This is a genomic window from Desulfosporosinus sp. I2 (assembly GCF_000960765.1).
In the GTDB taxonomy this organism is placed as follows: Bacteria; Bacillota; Desulfitobacteriia; order Desulfitobacteriales; family Desulfitobacteriaceae; genus Desulfosporosinus.
The window spans coordinates 36,626-55,237 of sequence record NZ_JYNH01000003.1 but is presented as its reverse complement, the minus strand read 5'-3'; the positions used below and the strand labels follow the sequence as shown (position 1 = coordinate 55,237).

At 42.2% G+C, this 18,612-nt stretch carries 19 protein-coding genes; 17 read left to right on the top strand and 2 right to left on the bottom strand.

What is annotated here, in order from left to right; genetic code table 11:
* Nucleotides 1-50: 50 nt before the first annotated feature.
* The 17 genes from UF75_RS01605 (at nt 51) to UF75_RS01540 (ending at nt 15,818) form a co-directional block, all read left to right on the top strand.
* On the top strand, nt 51-731 hold the full coding sequence (locus UF75_RS01605) for a cobalamin-dependent protein (protein WP_045572851.1): 681 nt from the start codon (nt 51-53) through the stop codon (nt 729-731).
* Entirely contained in the window at nt 724-1,422 is a 699-nt protein-coding gene (locus UF75_RS01600; RefSeq protein WP_045572850.1) for a GntR family transcriptional regulator, read from the top strand. The genes UF75_RS01605 and UF75_RS01600 overlap by 8 nt, the downstream gene beginning before the upstream one ends.
* Before the next feature lie 70 nt (nt 1,423-1,492).
* Nucleotides 1,493-3,343, top strand: coding sequence for an ASKHA domain-containing protein (locus UF75_RS01595; protein ID WP_045572849.1), 1,851 nt, complete (start codon nt 1,493-1,495; stop codon nt 3,341-3,343).
* A 275-nt stretch (nt 3,344-3,618) separates the two neighbouring features.
* Entirely contained in the window at nt 3,619-4,431 is an 813-nt protein-coding gene (locus tag UF75_RS01590; RefSeq protein WP_045572848.1) for a methyltetrahydrofolate cobalamin methyltransferase, read from the top strand.
* 107 nt (nt 4,432-4,538) lie between these two features.
* On the top strand, nt 4,539-5,177 hold the full coding sequence (locus UF75_RS01585; protein ID WP_045572847.1) for a cobalamin-dependent protein: 639 nt from the start codon (nt 4,539-4,541) through the stop codon (nt 5,175-5,177).
* A 1-nt stretch (nt 5,178) separates the two neighbouring features.
* Entirely contained in the window at nt 5,179-6,333 is a 1,155-nt protein-coding gene (locus tag UF75_RS01580; RefSeq protein ID WP_045572846.1) for a uroporphyrinogen decarboxylase family protein, read from the top strand.
* A gap of 25 nt (nt 6,334-6,358) precedes the next feature.
* A complete protein-coding gene (locus UF75_RS28895; protein ID WP_197079295.1) occupies nt 6,359-6,502 on the top strand; it encodes a hypothetical protein in 144 nt (47 codons plus the stop codon).
* Nucleotides 6,503-6,759: 257 nt separating this feature from the next.
* The gene (locus UF75_RS01575; protein ID WP_045572845.1) at nt 6,760-8,115 is read left to right on the top strand and encodes an MFS transporter; all 1,356 of its coding nucleotides are present in this window, start codon (nt 6,760-6,762) and stop codon (nt 8,113-8,115) included.
* 141 nt (nt 8,116-8,256) lie between these two features.
* On the top strand, nt 8,257-9,114 hold the full coding sequence (locus tag UF75_RS01570; protein ID WP_045572844.1) for a methyl-accepting chemotaxis protein: 858 nt from the start codon (nt 8,257-8,259) through the stop codon (nt 9,112-9,114).
* A gap of 45 nt (nt 9,115-9,159) precedes the next feature.
* Nucleotides 9,160-10,074, top strand: coding sequence for an MFS transporter (locus UF75_RS29775; RefSeq protein WP_242860070.1), 915 nt, complete (start codon nt 9,160-9,162; stop codon nt 10,072-10,074).
* On the top strand, nt 10,035-10,583 hold the full coding sequence (locus tag UF75_RS29770) for an MFS transporter (RefSeq protein ID WP_242860069.1): 549 nt from the start codon (nt 10,035-10,037) through the stop codon (nt 10,581-10,583). Before UF75_RS29775 ends, UF75_RS29770 begins: the two co-directional genes overlap by 40 nt.
* A 22-nt stretch (nt 10,584-10,605) precedes the next feature.
* On the top strand, nt 10,606-10,941 hold the full coding sequence (locus UF75_RS01560; RefSeq protein ID WP_045572843.1) for a hypothetical protein: 336 nt from the start codon (nt 10,606-10,608) through the stop codon (nt 10,939-10,941).
* A 255-nt stretch (nt 10,942-11,196) separates the two neighbouring features.
* Nucleotides 11,197-12,192, top strand: coding sequence for a galactose-1-phosphate uridylyltransferase (gene galT, locus UF75_RS01555; RefSeq protein WP_045572842.1), 996 nt, complete (start codon nt 11,197-11,199; stop codon nt 12,190-12,192).
* Nucleotides 12,180-13,361, top strand: a complete 1,182-nt coding sequence (locus tag UF75_RS01550) for a galactokinase (RefSeq protein ID WP_045572841.1) — start codon at nt 12,180-12,182, stop codon at nt 13,359-13,361. Before galT ends, UF75_RS01550 begins: the two co-directional genes overlap by 13 nt.
* 44 nt (nt 13,362-13,405) lie before the next feature.
* Nucleotides 13,406-14,197, top strand: coding sequence for an aminopeptidase P family N-terminal domain-containing protein (locus UF75_RS01545; RefSeq protein ID WP_052692947.1), 792 nt, complete (start codon nt 13,406-13,408; stop codon nt 14,195-14,197).
* A complete protein-coding gene (locus UF75_RS26060) occupies nt 14,169-14,507 on the top strand; it encodes a M24 family metallopeptidase (RefSeq protein WP_052692946.1) in 339 nt (112 codons plus the stop codon). The genes UF75_RS01545 and UF75_RS26060 overlap by 29 nt, the downstream gene beginning before the upstream one ends.
* A gap of 78 nt (nt 14,508-14,585) precedes the next feature.
* A complete protein-coding gene (locus UF75_RS01540; protein WP_045572896.1) occupies nt 14,586-15,818 on the top strand; it encodes an ROK family protein in 1,233 nt (410 codons plus the stop codon).
* A 220-nt stretch (nt 15,819-16,038) separates the two neighbouring features.
* On the opposite strand, the gene mglC is transcribed toward UF75_RS01540, so the two are convergent.
* Both mglC and UF75_RS01530 read right to left on the bottom strand, forming a co-directional pair.
* Nucleotides 16,039-17,067, bottom strand: coding sequence for a galactose/methyl galactoside ABC transporter permease MglC (gene mglC / locus UF75_RS01535; protein WP_045572840.1), 1,029 nt, complete (start codon nt 17,065-17,067; stop codon nt 16,039-16,041).
* Nucleotides 17,068-17,082: 15 nt separating this feature from the next.
* Nucleotides 17,083-18,600 carry a sugar ABC transporter ATP-binding protein gene (locus UF75_RS01530; RefSeq protein ID WP_045572839.1) on the bottom strand — a complete coding sequence of 506 codons (1,518 nt, stop codon included), beginning with the start codon at nt 18,598-18,600 and terminating at the stop codon, nt 17,083-17,085.
* Nucleotides 18,601-18,612: the final 12 nt, after the last annotated feature.

The window sequence follows — 18,612 nt, the reverse complement described above, 5'->3', positions numbered from 1 at the left end:
GAATACAGGATTGAGCCAGCAAACTAGATGGGTTGGTGGGAGGAATGAAAATGAAAGATTTAACTAAAATGAAGGAATCCCTAGTTAATTACGTGGAAGAGTTAGATGAAGATAATTCGATAAAATTGGCCAAAGAAGTCTTGAATGAAGGAATTGATCCTATATATCTACTCGATTTAATGAATGAAGGAATGAAAAGAGTAGGGAAACTTTATGATTGTAAAGACTACTATATAGCAGACCTAATCATGGCGGGACTGATTTTTAGACAAGTTTTGGAATTGGAAGAAATGACTGATTTCTTTCGTGGAACCTATGATAAGAAAACCGGGAAAATCGTAATGGGAACTGTAAAAGGGGATATTCACGACATCGGAAAGGACATCTTTAGGTATATGCTAGAGGCATACGGTTTTGATGTGATTGATTTGGGGGTAGATGTCTCAAGAGAAATCTTTTTAAAAAATGTTGAGAAACATAATCCTGATATTTTGGCACTGAGTGGGGTGTTAACGAGCACTGTTGATGAGATGAAAGAAGTTGTAAACTCTTTGAAGGAAGCACATCTTAGGGATAGGGTAAAGGTCATTATAGGCGCTAATCATCTTACACACGATGCATTAAAATTTATTGGTGCGGATGCCTTTGCCACAGATGCTTCGGTAGGGGCTAAATTGTGTAGGGAATGGATGAATGCTGAAAACGGGCAAGGAGTAAAAGGGAATGTCTGATCCGGTGTATATTAAAATTGTCGAAGATATTAAAAAGAAGGTAAACAGTACAGAGCTAAAACCAGGTGATACTGTTCCACCTGAAACTGCACTTTGTAAAGAATATGGAGTTAGCCGAATGACAGTCAGAAAAGGTCTAGCAATTTTGGCAAGTGAGGGATACATCTTTTCTGTTCCTGGAAAAGGCAGCTATGTTAGAAAACCAGAAGTGAATAAATATACTCTATATTATGACGAAATGAATAACGCTATAAACAGTGTTGATAAAGCAAGATTGTTAGAAGTTACAATTATTATGCCGGACGAAAAGCTAGCAGATGAATTAAAAATTACTAGAAATAAGCATGTTATAATGATTCGCAGGCTGTTTTATACAGATGGAAGTCCTGTTGCTTATGATGTAAAATATTTGCTTTATAATAAAGGGATGCCTATTGTGGAAGAGGAAATTGAAAAAGCAACATTTCAGGAAATGGTTTCTAATAATATGCCCGTTTTTGCATTAAAGAAACGATTAAATATTAGTGCTCAAATACCTAATGAAGAAATTAAACGTTATCTCAACATTTATGATGAACTCGCACTATTGGTTGTTGAGCAGAAACTTTATAACAATGAAAACAAGCCAATTGGCATAGGCATCACTAGTTATAGGGGAGACTATATAAAGTTACAGGGTAGTAGTGATTAATGAATCTAAAGTCCGAAATACGAAGTTCAACGTAAGAGTGCTGTTTAATCATCAAGGAGGAGGGAGCTTCTTGGACTGTTATAAAGTGGTTTTTCAACCTGGTAATGTATTGGTAGTTGTGGCGGAGGGTAGCACACTCAAGGAAGCCATGAATGATGCAGGTTTAGAGTTTGATTTTCTCTGTGGTGGTCGTGGAACATGCGGAAAATGTCGGGTCAAAATCTCTGAAGGATTGACGACGCCCGTTACCAGGGAACAAGAAATGCTTCAAGTGAAGGAATTAGAAGAAGGGATTCGTTTAGCGTGTCTGACTACAGTGCATAACGACCTAATAGTCGAGCTTCCAAACCAAAAAACACTTCAACATAACATCTTAATAGCGTCTGACGAAAGAGCCTTCCAAATTGCACCACAACTCCATAAAGTATTGATTGAAGTCGATAAGCCTTCGCGTGAGACTCAGAGTTCGGATTGGCGTCGTCTTAAGGAGAGTTTAGTTAAACAAGGGTATAAGGAGCTTGAGTTGGAATCGGCCATCTCCGTTTTACGGCAGATGCCCGATGTTCTTAGAGGTGCCAATAACCGCATTACTGCAGTTATGTATGAAAGTAAAGTAGCGGGAATCGAACCAGAGGATTCCACAAATACATTACTCGGAATGGCTTTTGATATTGGAACGACGACTATTGTGGGTTATTTGCTCGACCTTTATTCAGGGAAAGAATTAAGTGTAGTTTCTACCCTTAATCCCCAGACAGCGTTTGGGGCAGATGTCATTTCTCGGCTCACCTTTGCAAACCATGAAGAAAATGGGCTAACAAAACTACAAGGTGCAGTGGTTGGGGCTATCAATAAACTAATAACTGAAGCAGTAGAAAAAGCTTCTATAACTAGTAGCCATATTTATGGGGTTTCGATCGCAGCTAATACGTGTATGCATCATATCTTTCTAGGCATAAATCCTCAGAGTATTGCGGTATCCCCTTATGTACCTGCCCTCAGTGAACCTTTAGTATTAGATGCTTCGGAACTCGAGATAAGCATCAACCAGGCCGGAAAGGTGTTCATGCTGCCCAATATTGCTGGCTTTGTGGGGGCTGACACGGTAGCAGTGCTGCTGGCCACCGAGTTGGACCGAAGTGAAGATATTAAGCTGGTTATTGATATTGGGACTAACGGTGAAATTGCGCTTGGCTCAAGAGAAAAGATCGTTGCTTGTTCGGCAGCTGCAGGACCTGCCTTTGAAGGGGCCCAAATCAGTAGTGGGATGAGGGGCGCAGCGGGGGCAATCGACCACGTTTATTATCGGGACAAGCTTGAGTATTCCGTCATAGGGGGCGGGAAACCCCTGGGAGTGTGCGGCTCTGCCCTGCTCGATACGGTTGCGGGATTGGTGGAACTTGGCATTATTAATAAGAGGGGTAAATTCTTAGCTTTCGAGCAATTAACAAACCCAGCGGCTCGAAGGTTTAAGGAAAACCTTATACAGCATGAGGGACAAGGCGCATTTTTGCTTGCAGAAGCAGAAATAACGGGTCACGGTAGACCTATTATGATTACACAGAGTGATATTAGAGAGCTTCAGATGGCCAAGGGAGCCATGGCAGCAGGGATCAGAGTTTTAATGGAAACTTATGGTATCCAAGCACAAACAATTAAAGAAGTTCTTTTGGCCGGGGCTTTTGGAAACTACTTAAATCCGCATAGTGCCTGCGTCATAGGATTGATTCCTCCTGAACTGGAAAGTAAAATTAAAATGATCGGCAATGCAGCGGGTACTGGCTCTAAATTAGCGTTGCTTTCAGCAAATGAATTTCGTAGGGCTAAGGATATTGCCGAGGGTGTTAAGTTTGTAGAATTGGGTAGTTACCCTAAATTTAATAGTATTTTTGGTGAATGCACATATTTTAACATTCATTAACGTTCGAGAATTTATATTAAGGGGCCGTGTGAAAATCAATCCCCAAAAGTCTAAGTAGTTACAACAATTACAAGCGTCTTTTCACTATCAGAGTGAAGACGCTTGATTTGTTGTTAAAGAAGCAAAAGTGGGAATGTAAAAGAAAAGAAATTATAAATTTAATAGTCTGATTTGTGAATAAAAAAACAATTGACAAAATAATTGAACATTGATAATATAGCAACATAAAGACATGTATATACAGGTAGCTATCAAGACATCAGGGAGGCGACTTAATGATTATCATTGGTGAAAAAATAAATGGAACCATACCAAGTGTTAAAAAGGCCATAGAACAAAAGGATGAGGATTTCATTCGTAATCTTGCCATAAAGCAGACCGAATCAGGCGCTGATTTTCTTGATATCTGTGCTAGTACTGCACCAGAAGTCGAAGTAGATACGTTACTATGGCTTATGGACATTGTTCAAAACGCAGTGGATACGCCGTTGTGTATCGATAGCCCAAATCCCTTAGTGATTGAAAAGGTTTTCCCTTATGCTAAACGCCCTGGGTTGATTAACTCCGTATCTGAAGAAGGTGGAAAATGCGAAATAATTTACCCAATTATTAAAGGGACAAAATGGGAAGTTATAGCACTTACGTGTGATAACAGGGGTATCCCAAAGGACATTCAAACAAGAGTGGATATTACAAAGGTTATGGTTGAAAAGGCCCTAAGGTATGATATTACCCCTGATAGGATCCATATTGACCCACTTGTCATGGCACTATCTGCAGATAATCAGTCTCTGCTGAATTTTGTTGAGACCTTGAAAGAAGTGAAGATCTTATATCCTGCTATTAAAGTTACTTCAGGTTTAAGCAATATATCCTTTGGCATGCCTTTAAGAAAAGTGGTTAATCAGCACTTTTTAACCCTAGCGATTGAGGCAGGAATGGATTCAGCCATCTTAGATCCTTGTAATCGGGATATTGTGACAACACTGTATGTAACAGATGCCTTACTGGGTAAAGATCGTTTTTGTAGAAATTACTTGAATGCTTACCGTAAAAATAAAATCGGTCCTGTAAAAGTTGACGCTTAATATGTAGAGTCTTTTAAGACCATGCTAATAAAAGGGCATGTTATCAAGCAAGATAGTAACTAGTGCCAAATAGGGTAACTTAGTCAAATTATTGGGGAGGTATAAATATGATCGATTTAAAGGTACTAACACAAGCGGTAGGAGACCTTGACGAAAAAACGATATTATCGATGATTAATGATTTTGTAGCTACAAACCCTAGTGGTGAAGATGCCCAAAAGGTTGTTTTGGCCTGTCAGCAAGGTATGGCAATCGTCGGAGAGTTGTTTGAAACGAACGAATACTACGTGGGCGACTTGATTTTTGCCGGAGAATTGCTATCCAAAACGATTGACTTACTCAAGCCCGTCTTAAGTGGTGTAGCCTCGCAAAAAATTGGTTCAATCGTTATTGGCACTGTCCAAGGGGACTTACACGATATTGGAAAGAATATTTTCGGAAGTATGGCAGAAGCAGCGGGCTTTGACGTGTACGACTTAGGTATCGATGTATCACCCAGCGCGTTTGTCGAAAAGGTAAAAGAAGTTAAACCGCAAATCATTGGGATGAGTGGTGTTCTGACCCTTGCTATAGATTCCATGAAAAACACAGTTAAGGCACTTAACGAAGCGGGCTTAAGAGACAGCGTAAAGATAATCATTGGTGGGAATCCTGTCAATGAAGATGCTTGTAAGCAAATTGGCGCGGATGATTTCACGACTAACGCTGCTGAAGGGCTGAAAACGTGTCAAGGGTGGGTGAAATAATATGATAGATGCTGTAGCTATGACGAACGAACGAAATCAGTTGTTCCGCGATCTATTCAGTGGGAAAACTCCAAAGAGGGTGCCGGTGAGCAATCCGGCTACACAGGATTTTGCGATTCAATATGCTGGTTTAGACTTAGCTGAATGTCAATGGGATCTGACGAAATTAGAGCCAGTCTATGATAAGTTTTGCCAGGACTTCTTTACTGACACTTATCCTGGTGGATCCATCAGAATTCCATCCCACTATCAGCTTCTAGGGTCAACCCCTATCGTCATGAGTTCTAGTGGATTCATGCAACATCCGGAAGTCGTAGGCTTGTTGGCTGAAGAATATGATGAGTTTATTGCGTCACCGTATGACTGTATTGTGGAAAAGGTTTTGCCTCGATTGTTCACTGAGCTTAACGGAGCACCAGGAAAAGTGGCTATGAGCTTAGCAAAAGCAATGCGAGCCCAATCTGATGACCTAGCCTACCTGGGAACGATCCGAGCAAAAATGAATGCCAAATATGGCTACGCCGGAATGGTTGGTGCCCTAACTGAAGCTCCCTTTGATTTCATGGCAGATTTTCTGAGAAGTTTTAAGGGAATTTCAGGGGATGTTAGACGGTATCCGGATAAAGTAGCGGCAGCTTGTGATGCAGTATTACCTTTGTTGGTTAAGAAAGGTACTCTGCCGAATCCTTCGATGTTAGGCTATACGTTTATTCCACTTCACATGGCTCCCTATTTGCGGGATAAAGATTTTGCGACGTTATACTGGCCAACCTTCAAAAAATTGGTGGAGACAATGGCGGGTATGGGTCAGAACGTGCAATTGTTTGTGGAGCAAGACTGGATGAGATACCTCGATTATCTATATGAATTGCCAGAAAATACAATCATGAGATTTGAATACGGAGATGCCAAACTGGTTAAGGAGAAACTAGGCAAAAAGCATATTATTTCAGGTTTTTATCCCATTACGCTGCTACAAACTGGGACAAAGCAGCAGTGTATTGATAAAGCTAAAGAGTTGATGGATATCCTTGCTCCGGGTGGAAAGTATTGGTTCCAAGCGGATAAGAGCGTTATTAATTTTGAAGCCAAAGGTCCTGTTGCTGAAAACATGAGTGCTGTTTTGGAGTATGTTCATGAAAACGGAACTTATTAATTAATACTTGGAGGAGAGGATTAAAATGGATTCAAAATATTATCTAACTTGGGAGGAATATTTAGCAGAACACCCTGAATTAGAGGATAAGCCTACCCAAGCCATCGCACCTAAAATCCAAAAATATGAAGACGCTATGTTCGTTTTTATCATGGATTTATTACTATAATCTACTTCGTTTTCTGGGCTGTATTATAGGGCAACGCCTGACCTCGTAGGGAACCATTATGCACATGTTGCAAAACGGAATGCTTTATAGGGGAGGCAGTTGCCCTCATTTGCCCTAGGATATTTCTGAATATTCTTTAGTTTGTGCCTCATCTTCACAGTAAAAGCCCAGAATTAGTTCAATAAAATGGAGGTGAGCAGAGGAAAAAGTACTAGCAACAGTAGAAGTAAAGAATTTGATTTTGAGAGGAGATTATTATGGAAAAGGGATTAAAAAAGTCGATTATTAACCTTTATGGATTGCCCTCATTTGGATTCCAGCTATTTGTCAATATGGAGGTATTTTATTTCGCAGCATTTTTAACGGATTTTGCCAAGCTTCCGATGGCCTTGGTTGGTACGGTTTTAATGATCACGAGTATTTTTGATATTTTATGGGTTCCTACTGCGGGAGTCATATTGGAAAAGAGCAATATGAGATGGGGGAAATACCGCTCATGGCTACTTGTAGGACCTCCTTTTGCAGCCTTGTTCTTTATTTTACAGTTTTCTAAAATTGGTTCGCCAACCACGAATGCCATTATTATTACAATCGGATTTGCGGTCAGTCATTTAATTTGGAATATTTTTTATGCCGGACATGTGGCCTTAAACTCCTCAATGACCACGGTAAGGGAAGAAAGAATTGCCATGTCGACCAATAGAGGGATGTTTAATTCTCTAGGCGCTATCGCTTTTTCCTTAGTCGGCATGAAGATGATCTTGTCTCTTGGTCAAGGAAATCCTGCGATGGGGTATACTCTAACTGTTGTAATTACGGGTATTGTTATGGTCCTTAGTTATTATGCTTTGTTCTTCATAACCAAAGACTACGCTTTTCACGGAACTTCTGTTCAATCCGGGAAAAAAGACGAGAAAATGTCTATTGGCGAAATGATGAAACAGCTAGTAGTCAATCCGCCACTTATCGGCCTGATGTTAGGTGAAATCGGAAGATATCTAGGAAGGTTTGTTATCTTTGGACTGGCATTTTATTACTTTAAATATGTAGTTAATAATCTAGCCGTTATTGCGGTTTTCATGACGGGTCTAAACGTGGTAACGTTCGTCGGTGCTTTAATTGCAAATCCACTTGCTAAGAAATTTGGAGAAAGAAATACGTATATTTTGTCACTTTCAATTTTTATAGCCGGACTTCTGGCGGTATGGGCTTTACCCATGAATTATATTTCCTTCATGGTCATTATGTTCATCGCTTACCTTGGATATGGCATGCCTGATGCTTTGGGTGTTGTTATGTATTCGAATACGGTTGAATATGGTGAATGGAAAACAGGTAAGAATGCCAGAGGATTTATCATGTCCTTAATTAACTTCCCAATTAAGGTAGCTATTCTGGTAAGAAGTGTTATTATCACGGGTGTCCTTGCGGGAGCTGGGTATGTTGCTAATATGAAGGCTACACCTTTACTGGTAGATTCTATCAAGAACGGATTAACTCTAATCCCTGCAGTCATAATGCTAGTAGCGCTGGTGTTGATTATCTTCCTTTATAAAATTACCCCTCAGAATCTTGCTAAGATGCAAGCTGAAATTGCGTCGAGAAAAGTTTGAGCAAAGTCCTGGAGTAGTGTTTGTCAAAAGTAGGCAAATAAGAGAGATGATTGAGCTCATCTCTCTTATTCCGCTTCAACTACCAAAGTGATTTTCGACCAAAGTTAACGTCTGTTAATAGTTCTTATGGGAGTGAAGAAAATGGAAGAAAAAGATCTTCAAAGATTTATTGAGATAATGCCAATCTTAAATGGAGTAATGCAGGACGATATTACCACTATTGTGTTTGATCTTAGAAAAGAAATAATTGCAGCTTATGCACCAGGCCAACTCAAAATGCCTTCCAAAGTTGGGGATCCAATTAAAAATATGGAAAATTATAATCTTGTTAAGAAAAGTAAAAAACAATTACCGTCGATAGTTCCCACGAGATTCTTTGGAGTTCCTGCAAAAGGTCTTCTTACGCCAGTGTTTGATGAAGATGGAGAGGTTGTTGCCATAGTATCGGTTTCCAGAAGCATTGAAAAAGAGGCAAAAATCGAAGAAGGTACTTCTAAGCTCTTTTCCTCTATGGAACAATTGAACGCTGGTGTCGAGGAAATTGCTTCGAGTTCACAACATCTATCAACGTTTATTAAAGAAATGGATGAATTCAGCACGCAAACTGAAGAAAAACTAAACGCTATTGACAGCATAATAGAGGATATTAAAAACATATCTAAACATTCAAATCTCCTGGCTTTAAATGCGTCTATAGAAGCAGCAAGGGCGGGAGAGGCCGGCCGAGGATTCAGTGTTGTAGCAATGGAAATGGGCAAACTCTCAAGCTTAAGCAAGGAATCGGCTGAAAAGGTAGCTGGGTCGCTTGTGGAAATAAAAAAGGCGATTGAATTTATAAGTGGAGGCATAAATAAGACAAGCCTTTCATCCGAAAATCAAGCTGCGGCGACCGAAGAAATGGCGGCTACAACAGATGAGGTTGTTTCAATTGCGAAGCAGCTGGCTAATTATGCAAAGGTTCAAACGGTGGATGAATTAATCAGTCAGAAGAAGATATAACTGCTTCTTACCTATCAAGAAGGATTATAGGAGGAGATGGTTAACATGGCAGAACAGAAAGTAAAAGGATGGCAAAGGTATCATACGATCTGGGTAATGCTCTTTATTGGGTGGATAGTTTCCTATGCTGACCGGACATTGACAGGTCCAGTCGTTACCTGGATGATTACCAACAAGGTTGGTTTCTTGGAAGCTGCCAGTAACCCCCATGCTCTTGGCGGTTTGCTGGGGAGTCTCTTCTTCGCAGGATATATGCTGACACAATTCCCGGGAGGTTACTTTGGTGACAAGTTCGGTTATAGGACTGTCGTTGTTATCAGTATCTTTTGGGCGGGCATTACCACCCTATTAACAGGATTAACAGGTGGCTTAGTCGCGTTTATCGCTTTAAGGGTCTTCACCGGACTTGGTGAGGGAGTTCTCTATTCCAATGACCGCTCCTTGGTTGCCGAAGTGACTCCACCTGATAAACTTGGTTTAGGTATGGGGGTAGTCATGGGCGGACTTACTGTCGGCTTGTCTGCCGCTTTGGTAGGAACAGTGTACTTGATAGAGTGGGCTCAACCCTCGATGGGTGTCAATGCTTGGAAAGCGCCTTTTCTTATCTTGGGGACAGTTACAATTATCGCTGCATTCTTTATTCGTCAGGCTCTAAAACCGCGAGGAAAAAACGGTTCTGAGAATTTTGGCAAGGCCTTGTTCAATTTGCTTAAATATGCGCTAGTATTCTTGGTGGCTATAATGGCTGTTTATTTTATCACCAATGCTATGCATTTAAACGATGTGATAATTGCAATCATCTTAACCTGCTTAGCGTTCGTATTAATTGCTTTTATCTTTATTAAGAAGGGTCATGAAGTCAGCCCAATCTTAAGAAACAAAAATCTTGTGCTCATCTATATCTCCTATATTGCAGTGTTATGGCATCTCTGGTTTTATGGTTTTTGGGGGGCGCCGTAATCAAGGATTTTGGTGGCGGTACTCTGGCATCGGCTTTGTTGGTGATTTCATTTAATGCGATTGCCGGGGTCATTGGTTTTCCGTTCGGTGGAAAGATTTCCGATATGGTAGCCCATAAACCCAATGGTCGTCGCAATGTCTTAATCGCGATGGAAGCACTATTAACCGTGTTTATTTTTGCATTTGCAGCATATATTATGTCCGGAGGAAAGGATATGGTTGTGCAATCGACTATTCTCTTTGTTTCTGGTTTAATCTTTTTTGCGTTGCAAGCGGTTGCTCATGCTCTTACTTCAGAAATTGCACCCGTTCATTTGCGTGGAGCAGCATTTGGTATGCTGAATCTTGTCTCTGAAATTGGAGCTGTGTTGTCGCCGGTGATTTCGGGTGCCATTCGAGATAGTTCAGGGAGTTGGGGAACGCCCTTAATTTTAGATGGTGTTTTGATGGGAATCAGCTGTATTATGATCATGGGAGTCAGTACAAAACTAGTTGGTAATAGCCATTAATCAGGGTATTGGAGGGATTAAGATGGCAACAGGAATTATTAACTGTGGGGTCTGCGGTTTCACCATTAGTGTCAAAGCAGTGAGTGATGATAGTCAATCAAATTCTCGAAGAAGTAAAAGGATAAGGTTGGAAATTAAAAGTGATTGTCCTAATTACCAAAAGATTGCCAAAGAGTTAACCGAAGTTGATGCCTACCAGGAAATTCTAAATAAACTCCATACGGGGAAGGTTTACGAAGTTTTTGCGAAATATAGCCCGCATCCCAGTTGTCCTGGAGTGTCAGGGATTTTAAAAACTGTAGAAGTGGCGGCCGGTTTGGCATTGCCACAAATGGCAAGTGTCAACGTAACCAGCTAAGAAGGTGGAATTTGGATGGGGCCAACCCATTAAACTTAATATAGTCCTCAAACGCTTGTTAGATAATATTTGACAGGCGTCTTTTTTGACTTTTTTAGATAGATTTAAACATAAAATGACATTAAATGACTGACAAAAAGGAAAAATTTTTAATACTTACTTAATTAAATTAAATTAATAGATTATAATAGGAATAGGAAAAATCAAATGCGCAAAGCTTAAAAACAAATTTATAGCTATTATAGAGGAGGGGCCATGACTGAATTGCGTTATAACCCATTATTAGGGGATTGGACCATGGTGGCAACTCACAGGCAAAACCGACCGAATATGCCCAAGGGGGGATGTCCTTTTTGTCCGGGCTCGGGGAAGGTTCCCGAACATTATGATGTTCTTAAATACGATAACGATTTTCCTGCACTTATGTCTAACCCGCCCGAGGCGGATCAGGTAGGGTCTGCCTTGTATAAAACCAAGCGAGCGTACGGCAAGTGTGAGGTTATCCTCTATTCCCCCAATCATACCACGACACTTCCAGAGCTTTCGGTAGAGCATCTGGAGAAATTAATTGATTTATGGACGAATCGGTTTGTGGCCTTGAGTCAGGAGGCGAACCATGAATATATCATGATTTTCGAGAATCGAGGAGAAGAATGCGGTGTGACGATGCCTCATCCTCATGGCCAGATTTATGCTTATTCTTGGATCCCTTTAAAAATCCGCACGGAACTCGAGAATTGCCATACTTATTACACCACACACGGGTCGTGCTTAATTTGTGATATGAATCAAGCTGAATTAGATTTTCAGAAGCGTGTGATTTATGAGAATGAACATTTTTTAGCGTATATACCCTTCTTTACGGATTACCCATACGGGTTATTTATCGTTAGTAAAAACCATAAGACAGCTCTGACTGATTTCACTCAGGAAGAAAAACGAAGTTTGGCCCTCATGCTAAAATGTATGACGGGCGCCATGGATACTTTATTTCATCGATTGTTTCCATATATGATGGTCATTCATCAACGCCCAGTTCATGGGCAGGCTGTGAAGGATTATTATCACTTTCATATTGAATTTTATTCCCCTATGAGAGATGAAAGCAAATTAAAATATTATGCTTCGTCTGAAATGGGTGCTTGGGCGCCGGCAAACCCGCTAGCAGTAGAAGAGACCTCGAAAAATCTGCGCAAGTCGTTTCAAGAGTATCTCGAGCAAGAGGGGCGGATCGATAAATGCCGGGACTAGACACACTGAGACAGACCTTTGCAAAAGTCTTTGGCTATGGCGATAGCGGAGAAGAACTGAGATTCTTCTTTGCCCCAGGCCGAGTGAATTTAATTGGAGAACACACAGATTTTACGGGAGGGTATGTATTGCCCCTGGCCTTAACGTATGGAACCTGGGCGGTTGTTCATCCACGCAGAGATCGAACGTTTCGCCTTGCATCGACAAGTTTTGCTGGGAAGGTAGAGATTGACGCGGATAAAGTTGTATACCGGCAGGCTGACGGATGGGCAAATTATCCTAAAGGGGTCTTCAGAGAATTTAATCGTTTTAAGGTGCGCTTATCAGGTTACGATATTTTATACGATGGGAATATCCCCAAAGCGGCAGGGTTGTCCTCTTCTGCTTCGATAGAAATGGTGACAGCAACGGCTCTGAATCAGGTTGAATCTCTCGATTATTCTTTAATTGAACTGACTAAACTGGCTCAGCGTGCCGAAAATCAATTTGTCGGGGTTAATTGCGGGATCATGGATCAGTTTGCTTCAGGCATGGGGCAGGCGGGGAACGCTGTGCTTTTGAAATGTGACACCATGGAATATCGCTATGTTCCCTTGTCCTTGGGAGACTATCAGCTTATCATCACCAACTCAAATAAACAGCGAAGTTTGACAGAGTCAAACTATAATCTACGAAGGCGTGAGTGCGAGGAAGGGGTTAATATTGTCAGAAATCAACTTGCGGGGTTTGTTAATTTAGGTAATGTCTCGCTTGCTCAATGGCAAGTGGCAAAGAAGTATGTAACAGTACCAGAGGTTAAAAAACGTCTTGACCATGTGATTCATGAAAACGAGCGTACTCTAGCTTCGACCTTGGCCTTAGAAGCAGGGAATATCCAGGATTTTGGCCAATATATGATCGAGTCCCACGAGTCTCTGCGGGATCTCTTTGAAGTGACAGGTCCAGAACTGGATGCACTTTTTGAGGAGGCACGTCGAGTCGAGGGATGTTTAGGTACGAGAATGACGGGTGCCGGCTTTGGCGGGTGTACCGTGAGTTTGGTTCATACAGAGGCCGTGAGTGATTTTAAAGCTCAGGTGACCAGAGGATATAAGGGCAAGACCGGTCTGAACCCGACATTTTATCATTGCAATAGTGGAGACGGAGCCCGAGAACTAAAGGGAAGGTAGAAGAGGGTGGTGACCTTAGTGACGGTCAGAGCGGGGGATTTAAAATGACGACCGAAGAGAAGATTGAAAAGATTAGAAATCTCATGGTAGAGAAGGATTTGGACGGGGTACTCCTTCGAAAACGCCGAAGTTTTTCTTGGTTGACCAATGGGAAGTCGAACTATATCATGACTAACATAGAACTTGGAGTCGCTGATTTGCTAATCTTCAGGGACAGAGTGTATTGTATTACGACTAAGATGGAATTTGCTCGGATACAAGAGGAAGAGTTGACGGATCTGGAGTGTGAATGGATAACACCGGAGTGGTATGAGGGGCATAATGGAGCGCTTAGTTCGTTATGTCAAGGGAAAACGATAGGGATGGATGTCTGTCCTCAGACGATTCCAAACACGGTAGGAATCGATTTGAGCCAAGAATTAGCGGAACTAACTTACGTGTTAAATATGAATGAAATTAACCGTTACCGTTGGCTATCGAGGAAAGTTGCTCAGGCTTTGGAGTCGACATGTCGTAGGATTGAACCAGGCATGACTGAATTTGAGATTCAAGCGCTTCTCGCTGTGAACGTAGCAAGTTTAGGTATTCAGACCCAAGTCTTACTAGTGGCTACGGATCGCCGAATTTATCAGTATCGCCACCCCATTCCCACAGAGAAGAAGCTGGACCGTTACGCGATGGTAGTTCTCTGTGGAGAAAAATGGGGTTTAGTGGCTAACGCGACTCGTTTTGTTCATTTTGGGGCTCTTCCCGAAGAACTTCAGGAAAAAAAGGCGCAAATTGGCAGAGATCGACTTGGCTTTCAATTTGGCTACTCGCCCTGGCGTACCTATTAAAGAGGTTTTTCGGCAGGGGGTTGAGGCCTACCATCAATGGGGCCATCCTGAGGATTGGCGTTATCTTCATCAAGGCGGACCGACTGGATATGCTTCAAGGGAGTTTTTAGCGAACTTAGACAGTGCGGGTAATGTGCAGTGCCATCAGGCTTTTGCCTGGAACCCATCTCTCCAGGGCTTAAAGTCTGAGGACACCTTGTTGGTCACGGAACATGGTCCGGAATTTCTTACTCATACTGGGGAATGGGAGTATATCCAGATCGAAAGAAATGGACATTTATACTTTCGACCCGATATACTTCAACGATAAATAGAAATTATAAAGCTCGATTTAGATTTAGTGAATGTAGTTTAATAAGGATATAAGGGGGGTGAAACGGTGAGTGAAATGATTCCGGTGGGTAGCTTCCAGGGTATGAAATCTCTGAATAAATCTGCGATTCTCAATGTTGTAAGACAGTATGCCCCGATTTCTCGATCGAAAATTGCCAAGTTGACAAAGCTAACGCCCCCCACGGTGACTAATCTAGTGGGCGAATTGATTGAGGCCCATCTTGTCGTGGAAAGCACTTTAGGAGAATCGACGGGTGGGAGAAAACCGATCTTACTGCGCATTAATTCGTCGGCATTTTACGTTATCGGTGTGTATGCCGGGGCAAAAAGGGTAAAAGCCGTGACAGCGCACCTCGACGGTAGAGTCGTGAAACAGGTAGAAATGCAGTATGCGGATAACCAGACGAGCGAGCAATTCTTGTTGACCTTGGAAACCGCCGTACAGGAGGTCATGCAAAGTACCCATCCCAGCCGAGAACCGTTTTTAGGAATCGGTGTCGGTATGCACGGTCTTGTCGATCCCGAGCAGGGGCTATCTTTGTTCGCCCCCCATCTTAATCTGCGCCATATTCCGATCAAATCGGCTCTGGAAAAAAGGTTCAAATTACCCGTCGAAGTTGAAAATGATGTTCGGGCCCAGGCCTTAGCTGAAAGTTGGTTTGGCAAGGGGACTGGAGTTTTAAATTTTATTTGCGTCCATGTCGGCACTGGGGTTGGAGCAGGTATTATTATTGATAATAAGCTCTATCGGGGAACGTCTTTCACAGCAGGTGAGATTGGCCATACAACGATTGACAGTAATGGGCCGAAGTGCAGTTGTGGTAATTATGGTTGTCTTGAGACGATGGTCGGAGGGTCAGCCCTTACTCGTAGAGCTCAAAAGGCTATACGTAGCGGGAAGGATTCCATGATTGAGGATTGGGTGGCAGGTGATTTAGATAAAATTGACGGAAAAATGCTCTATCGAGCTGCTCAGCTTGGTGACCAAGTGGCTATTGAAGTATTGGCAGATACCGGGCGTTATCTGGGGATCGGACTTACCAATCTCATCAACACCTTAAATCCTGCCTTGATTATTTTGAGCGGTGGAATATCGAGGGCTGAAAATTTTATTCTGAAACCGTTACTTAAAACGCTCGAAAAGCGCGCCTTAACTAAGCCGGCAGATGCCGTCACGATTGCTATCTCGGAATTAGGTGAGAATTCCTTTGCCATCGGTGCTTTTACTTTATCATTAATAAAGCTGTTTACTCCAGCAGGGCTGGGAAATGTAGATTTTCTGATTTAGGGAGTTAGAAATAAAGGGGTGTACCTAAGCTTGAAATTATATCATAATGGTGGGGAGCTAGAAATCGGGAACGAAAAGGGGATGTAACGAAACTTAAAGTTTCGGCACATCCCCTTTTATGCTAAGAACAATTGAACGAACGTTAAGCCTTAATACAAGTAGGTTGTCTTCCACTAAGGCAGATCATTGAAGATCGTGGATGACAGCATGGCTGAAGGGCTTATTTCTTTGTGAGATACTTTCTAATATCAAAAGCTACAGCTACAATAATGATTAATCCTTTGATAATTAATTGCCAGTAGGGGCTTACGCCGATATACGTGAGTCCATAGTTAATTACTCCGAAAATCAAAACCCCGACGAGGACACCTGGTACGGTACCGATGCCTCCGGCAGTGGATACTCCACCCACGACACAGGCCGCAATGGCATCCAATTCGTACATATTGCCGTAGCTACTCGTGGCTCCACCCGTCCTGGCAGCCTCCATGACTCCTGCCAGGCCGTAAAGGGCTCCAGCAGCAGCATACACGTAAAGGAGGACGCGCTTGACATTAATTCCAGAAACAATCGCTGCTTGGATATTCCCTCCAATCGCATACATGCTTTTGCCTAAGATGGTTTTGTTGAAGATAACCCAAACAAGCCCAGCGACTAGGAGCGCGATAATAACGATGTAGGGGATGGAATAAACGCCGCTGCCGATATAACCGCTACCTAGGGTTGAAGTGAAATCCGGTCGAAGTCCACCAATTGGCTGAGATTGGTTAGGTTTCATATCGAAGTAAAGTGAGTTTAGACCTAAGACCGCGACCATCGAGCCTAAGGTTGCGATGAAGGGAGGAACACTGAATCGAGAGACAATCACCCCATTGATTAAACCTACCAGCAGTCCAACAAAGATCGCAATCAAGACTGGTACCCATAAAGGTAAATCAGGTAGACCCGGGTAAAACCGATGAGAGTATTCCTGAATTTGAAGCATGGATGCTGACAATACAGCAGCAAATCCGACCATGCGGCCTGCAGAAAGGTCCACACCGCCCGTGATCAATACGAATGCCGCTCCTAAGGCAATGATGGCCCGAGTTGAAGATTGTAATAAGATATCATGCAAACTATTAATGGACCAGAAACTCGGATCAATCGCTGTGATTCCTAAAACTAGAAAAACCAGCACAAAATAGATTGCATACTGAAAAAAGAAACTACCAACTCTGTTGGCATTAGTAGCATTATTAGTTTTCATTTAAGACTCCTCCTGTCAAACCATAAACTTTGTAGCGAGGTGCATAATGTCTTCTTCAGTTCTGTTCTTTCCTTCTAGGATACCGGACAGACGACCTTCACACATGACCATGATCCTGTCTGACATACCGATAAGTTCGGGCATTTCGGAGGAGATCATGATAATGCTTTTCCCTTGTTGAACCAAGTCGGCGATGATGGAATAAATTTCGAATTTTGCGCCTACGTCGATTCCTCGAGTTGGTTCATCCAGCATTAGGATTTCAGGTTCAGTAAGGAGCCACCTAGCTATCAACACTTTTTGCTGATTTCCACCGGAGAGGTTTTTGATCTGAGTTTCAGAGGAAGGGGTTTTAATATGCAGTCGGGCAATTTTTTGCTGTACATCCTGCTTCATAGGTAGCTGTTTTAGAAGAAAATAAGGACTGGCATAACGGATCATATTCGCCATGACTGTATTTTCTACAATCGGGAGAACCGGAAAAATACCTGTGGCTCGTCGTTCTTCCGTTAGCAAGGCAATTTTGTGCTTTTTAGCATCCATGGGAGATTTGATTTTCACTTGTTTGCCCTTGATAAAGATCTTACCAGAGGATACGGTTCTTAAACCGAAAAGAGCTTCAATAAGTTCTGTTCGTTGGGCGCCCACTAGCCCCCCAATTCCCAAAATCTCACCTTGGCGCAGATCAAAAGAGACATCTTTAAACGCTTTAGAAAAGGGGGAGGTTAACCCTTCCACTCTCAGGACGGTTTCTCCAGGGATGTTATGGTGTTCGGGAAATCGCTGGGTAAGATCACGTCCCACCATCTTAGAAATGATTGAGTCGGTTGTTAGTTCAGAAGCCAGCCATGAGCCAATGCGTTTACCATCGCGCATGATAGTTACTTCATCGGAGATTGCGAGAATTTCTTCAATTTTGTGAGAGATGTAGATAATTGAAACTCCCCGGCTTTTTAAAGATTGAATAATTTTAAAGAGTTGATCCACTTCGGTCCCCGTTAAGGAGGAGGTGGGTTCATCCATCACGATCACTTTTGCTTGGTAAGACACTGCTTTAGCTATCTCAATCGACTGTATTTTAGACACAGATAAGGATCCGACAAGAACATGAGGATCTAGATCCATGCCAAGGTCTTCAAATAAAGCTATCGAATCTTGATACATGCGTTTGTCATCAATTAATTTGATAGGTCCAACGCTTTTGACGGGAAAACGACCAAGCCAAAGGTTTTCCATAACGTTGCGGCGTGGTACAGGATGGAGTTCTTGATGAATCATGGAGATGCCCTGATCGAGCGCATCTCGTGAACTGTTAATTTCAATTTTTTGACCGTTTAAGAGGATCTCACCAGCGTCAGGGCTATAGATTCCGAAAAGACATTTCATAAGAGTTGATTTTCCTGCACCGTTTTCCCCCATAAGTGAGTGCACGGTACCAGGACGTACCTGCAAGGTAACATCGTCTAGCGCTTTTACGCCAGGAAAATCCTTAGAAACATTGTTCATTTCCAATATGAATTTATTCTCAGGCATTTTGACGCCTCC

What these genes read in the sequence shown, in the direction of transcription:
- mglC (WP_045572840.1), bottom strand. Translation starts at nt 17,067, where the DNA reads ATGAAAACTAATAATGCTACTAATGCCAACAGAGTTGGTAGTTTCTTT.
- UF75_RS01575 (WP_045572845.1), top strand. Translation starts at nt 6,760, where the DNA reads ATGGAAAAGGGATTAAAAAAGTCGATTATTAACCTTTATGGATTGCCC.
- UF75_RS01590 (WP_045572848.1), top strand. Translation starts at nt 3,619, where the DNA reads ATGATTATCATTGGTGAAAAAATAAATGGAACCATACCAAGTGTTAAA.
- UF75_RS01560 (WP_045572843.1), top strand. Translation starts at nt 10,606, where the DNA reads ATGGCAACAGGAATTATTAACTGTGGGGTCTGCGGTTTCACCATTAGT.
- UF75_RS01570 (WP_045572844.1), top strand. Translation starts at nt 8,257, where the DNA reads ATGGAAGAAAAAGATCTTCAAAGATTTATTGAGATAATGCCAATCTTA.
- galT (WP_045572842.1), top strand. Translation starts at nt 11,197, where the DNA reads ATGACTGAATTGCGTTATAACCCATTATTAGGGGATTGGACCATGGTG.
- UF75_RS01530 (WP_045572839.1), bottom strand. Translation starts at nt 18,600, where the DNA reads ATGCCTGAGAATAAATTCATATTGGAAATGAACAATGTTTCTAAGGAT.
- UF75_RS01540 (WP_045572896.1), top strand. Translation starts at nt 14,586, where the DNA reads ATGATTCCGGTGGGTAGCTTCCAGGGTATGAAATCTCTGAATAAATCT.
- UF75_RS01580 (WP_045572846.1), top strand. Translation starts at nt 5,179, where the DNA reads ATGATAGATGCTGTAGCTATGACGAACGAACGAAATCAGTTGTTCCGC.
- UF75_RS01600 (WP_045572850.1), top strand. Translation starts at nt 724, where the DNA reads ATGTCTGATCCGGTGTATATTAAAATTGTCGAAGATATTAAAAAGAAG.
- UF75_RS01545 (WP_052692947.1), top strand. Translation starts at nt 13,406, where the DNA reads ATGACGACCGAAGAGAAGATTGAAAAGATTAGAAATCTCATGGTAGAG.
- UF75_RS01605 (WP_045572851.1), top strand. Translation starts at nt 51, where the DNA reads ATGAAAGATTTAACTAAAATGAAGGAATCCCTAGTTAATTACGTGGAA.
- UF75_RS28895 (WP_197079295.1), top strand. Translation starts at nt 6,359, where the DNA reads ATGGATTCAAAATATTATCTAACTTGGGAGGAATATTTAGCAGAACAC.
- UF75_RS29770 (WP_242860069.1), top strand. Translation starts at nt 10,035, where the DNA reads ATGGCATCTCTGGTTTTATGGTTTTTGGGGGGCGCCGTAATCAAGGAT.
- UF75_RS01585 (WP_045572847.1), top strand. Translation starts at nt 4,539, where the DNA reads ATGATCGATTTAAAGGTACTAACACAAGCGGTAGGAGACCTTGACGAA.
- UF75_RS29775 (WP_242860070.1), top strand. Translation starts at nt 9,160, where the DNA reads ATGGCAGAACAGAAAGTAAAAGGATGGCAAAGGTATCATACGATCTGG.
- UF75_RS01550 (WP_045572841.1), top strand. Translation starts at nt 12,180, where the DNA reads ATGCCGGGACTAGACACACTGAGACAGACCTTTGCAAAAGTCTTTGGC.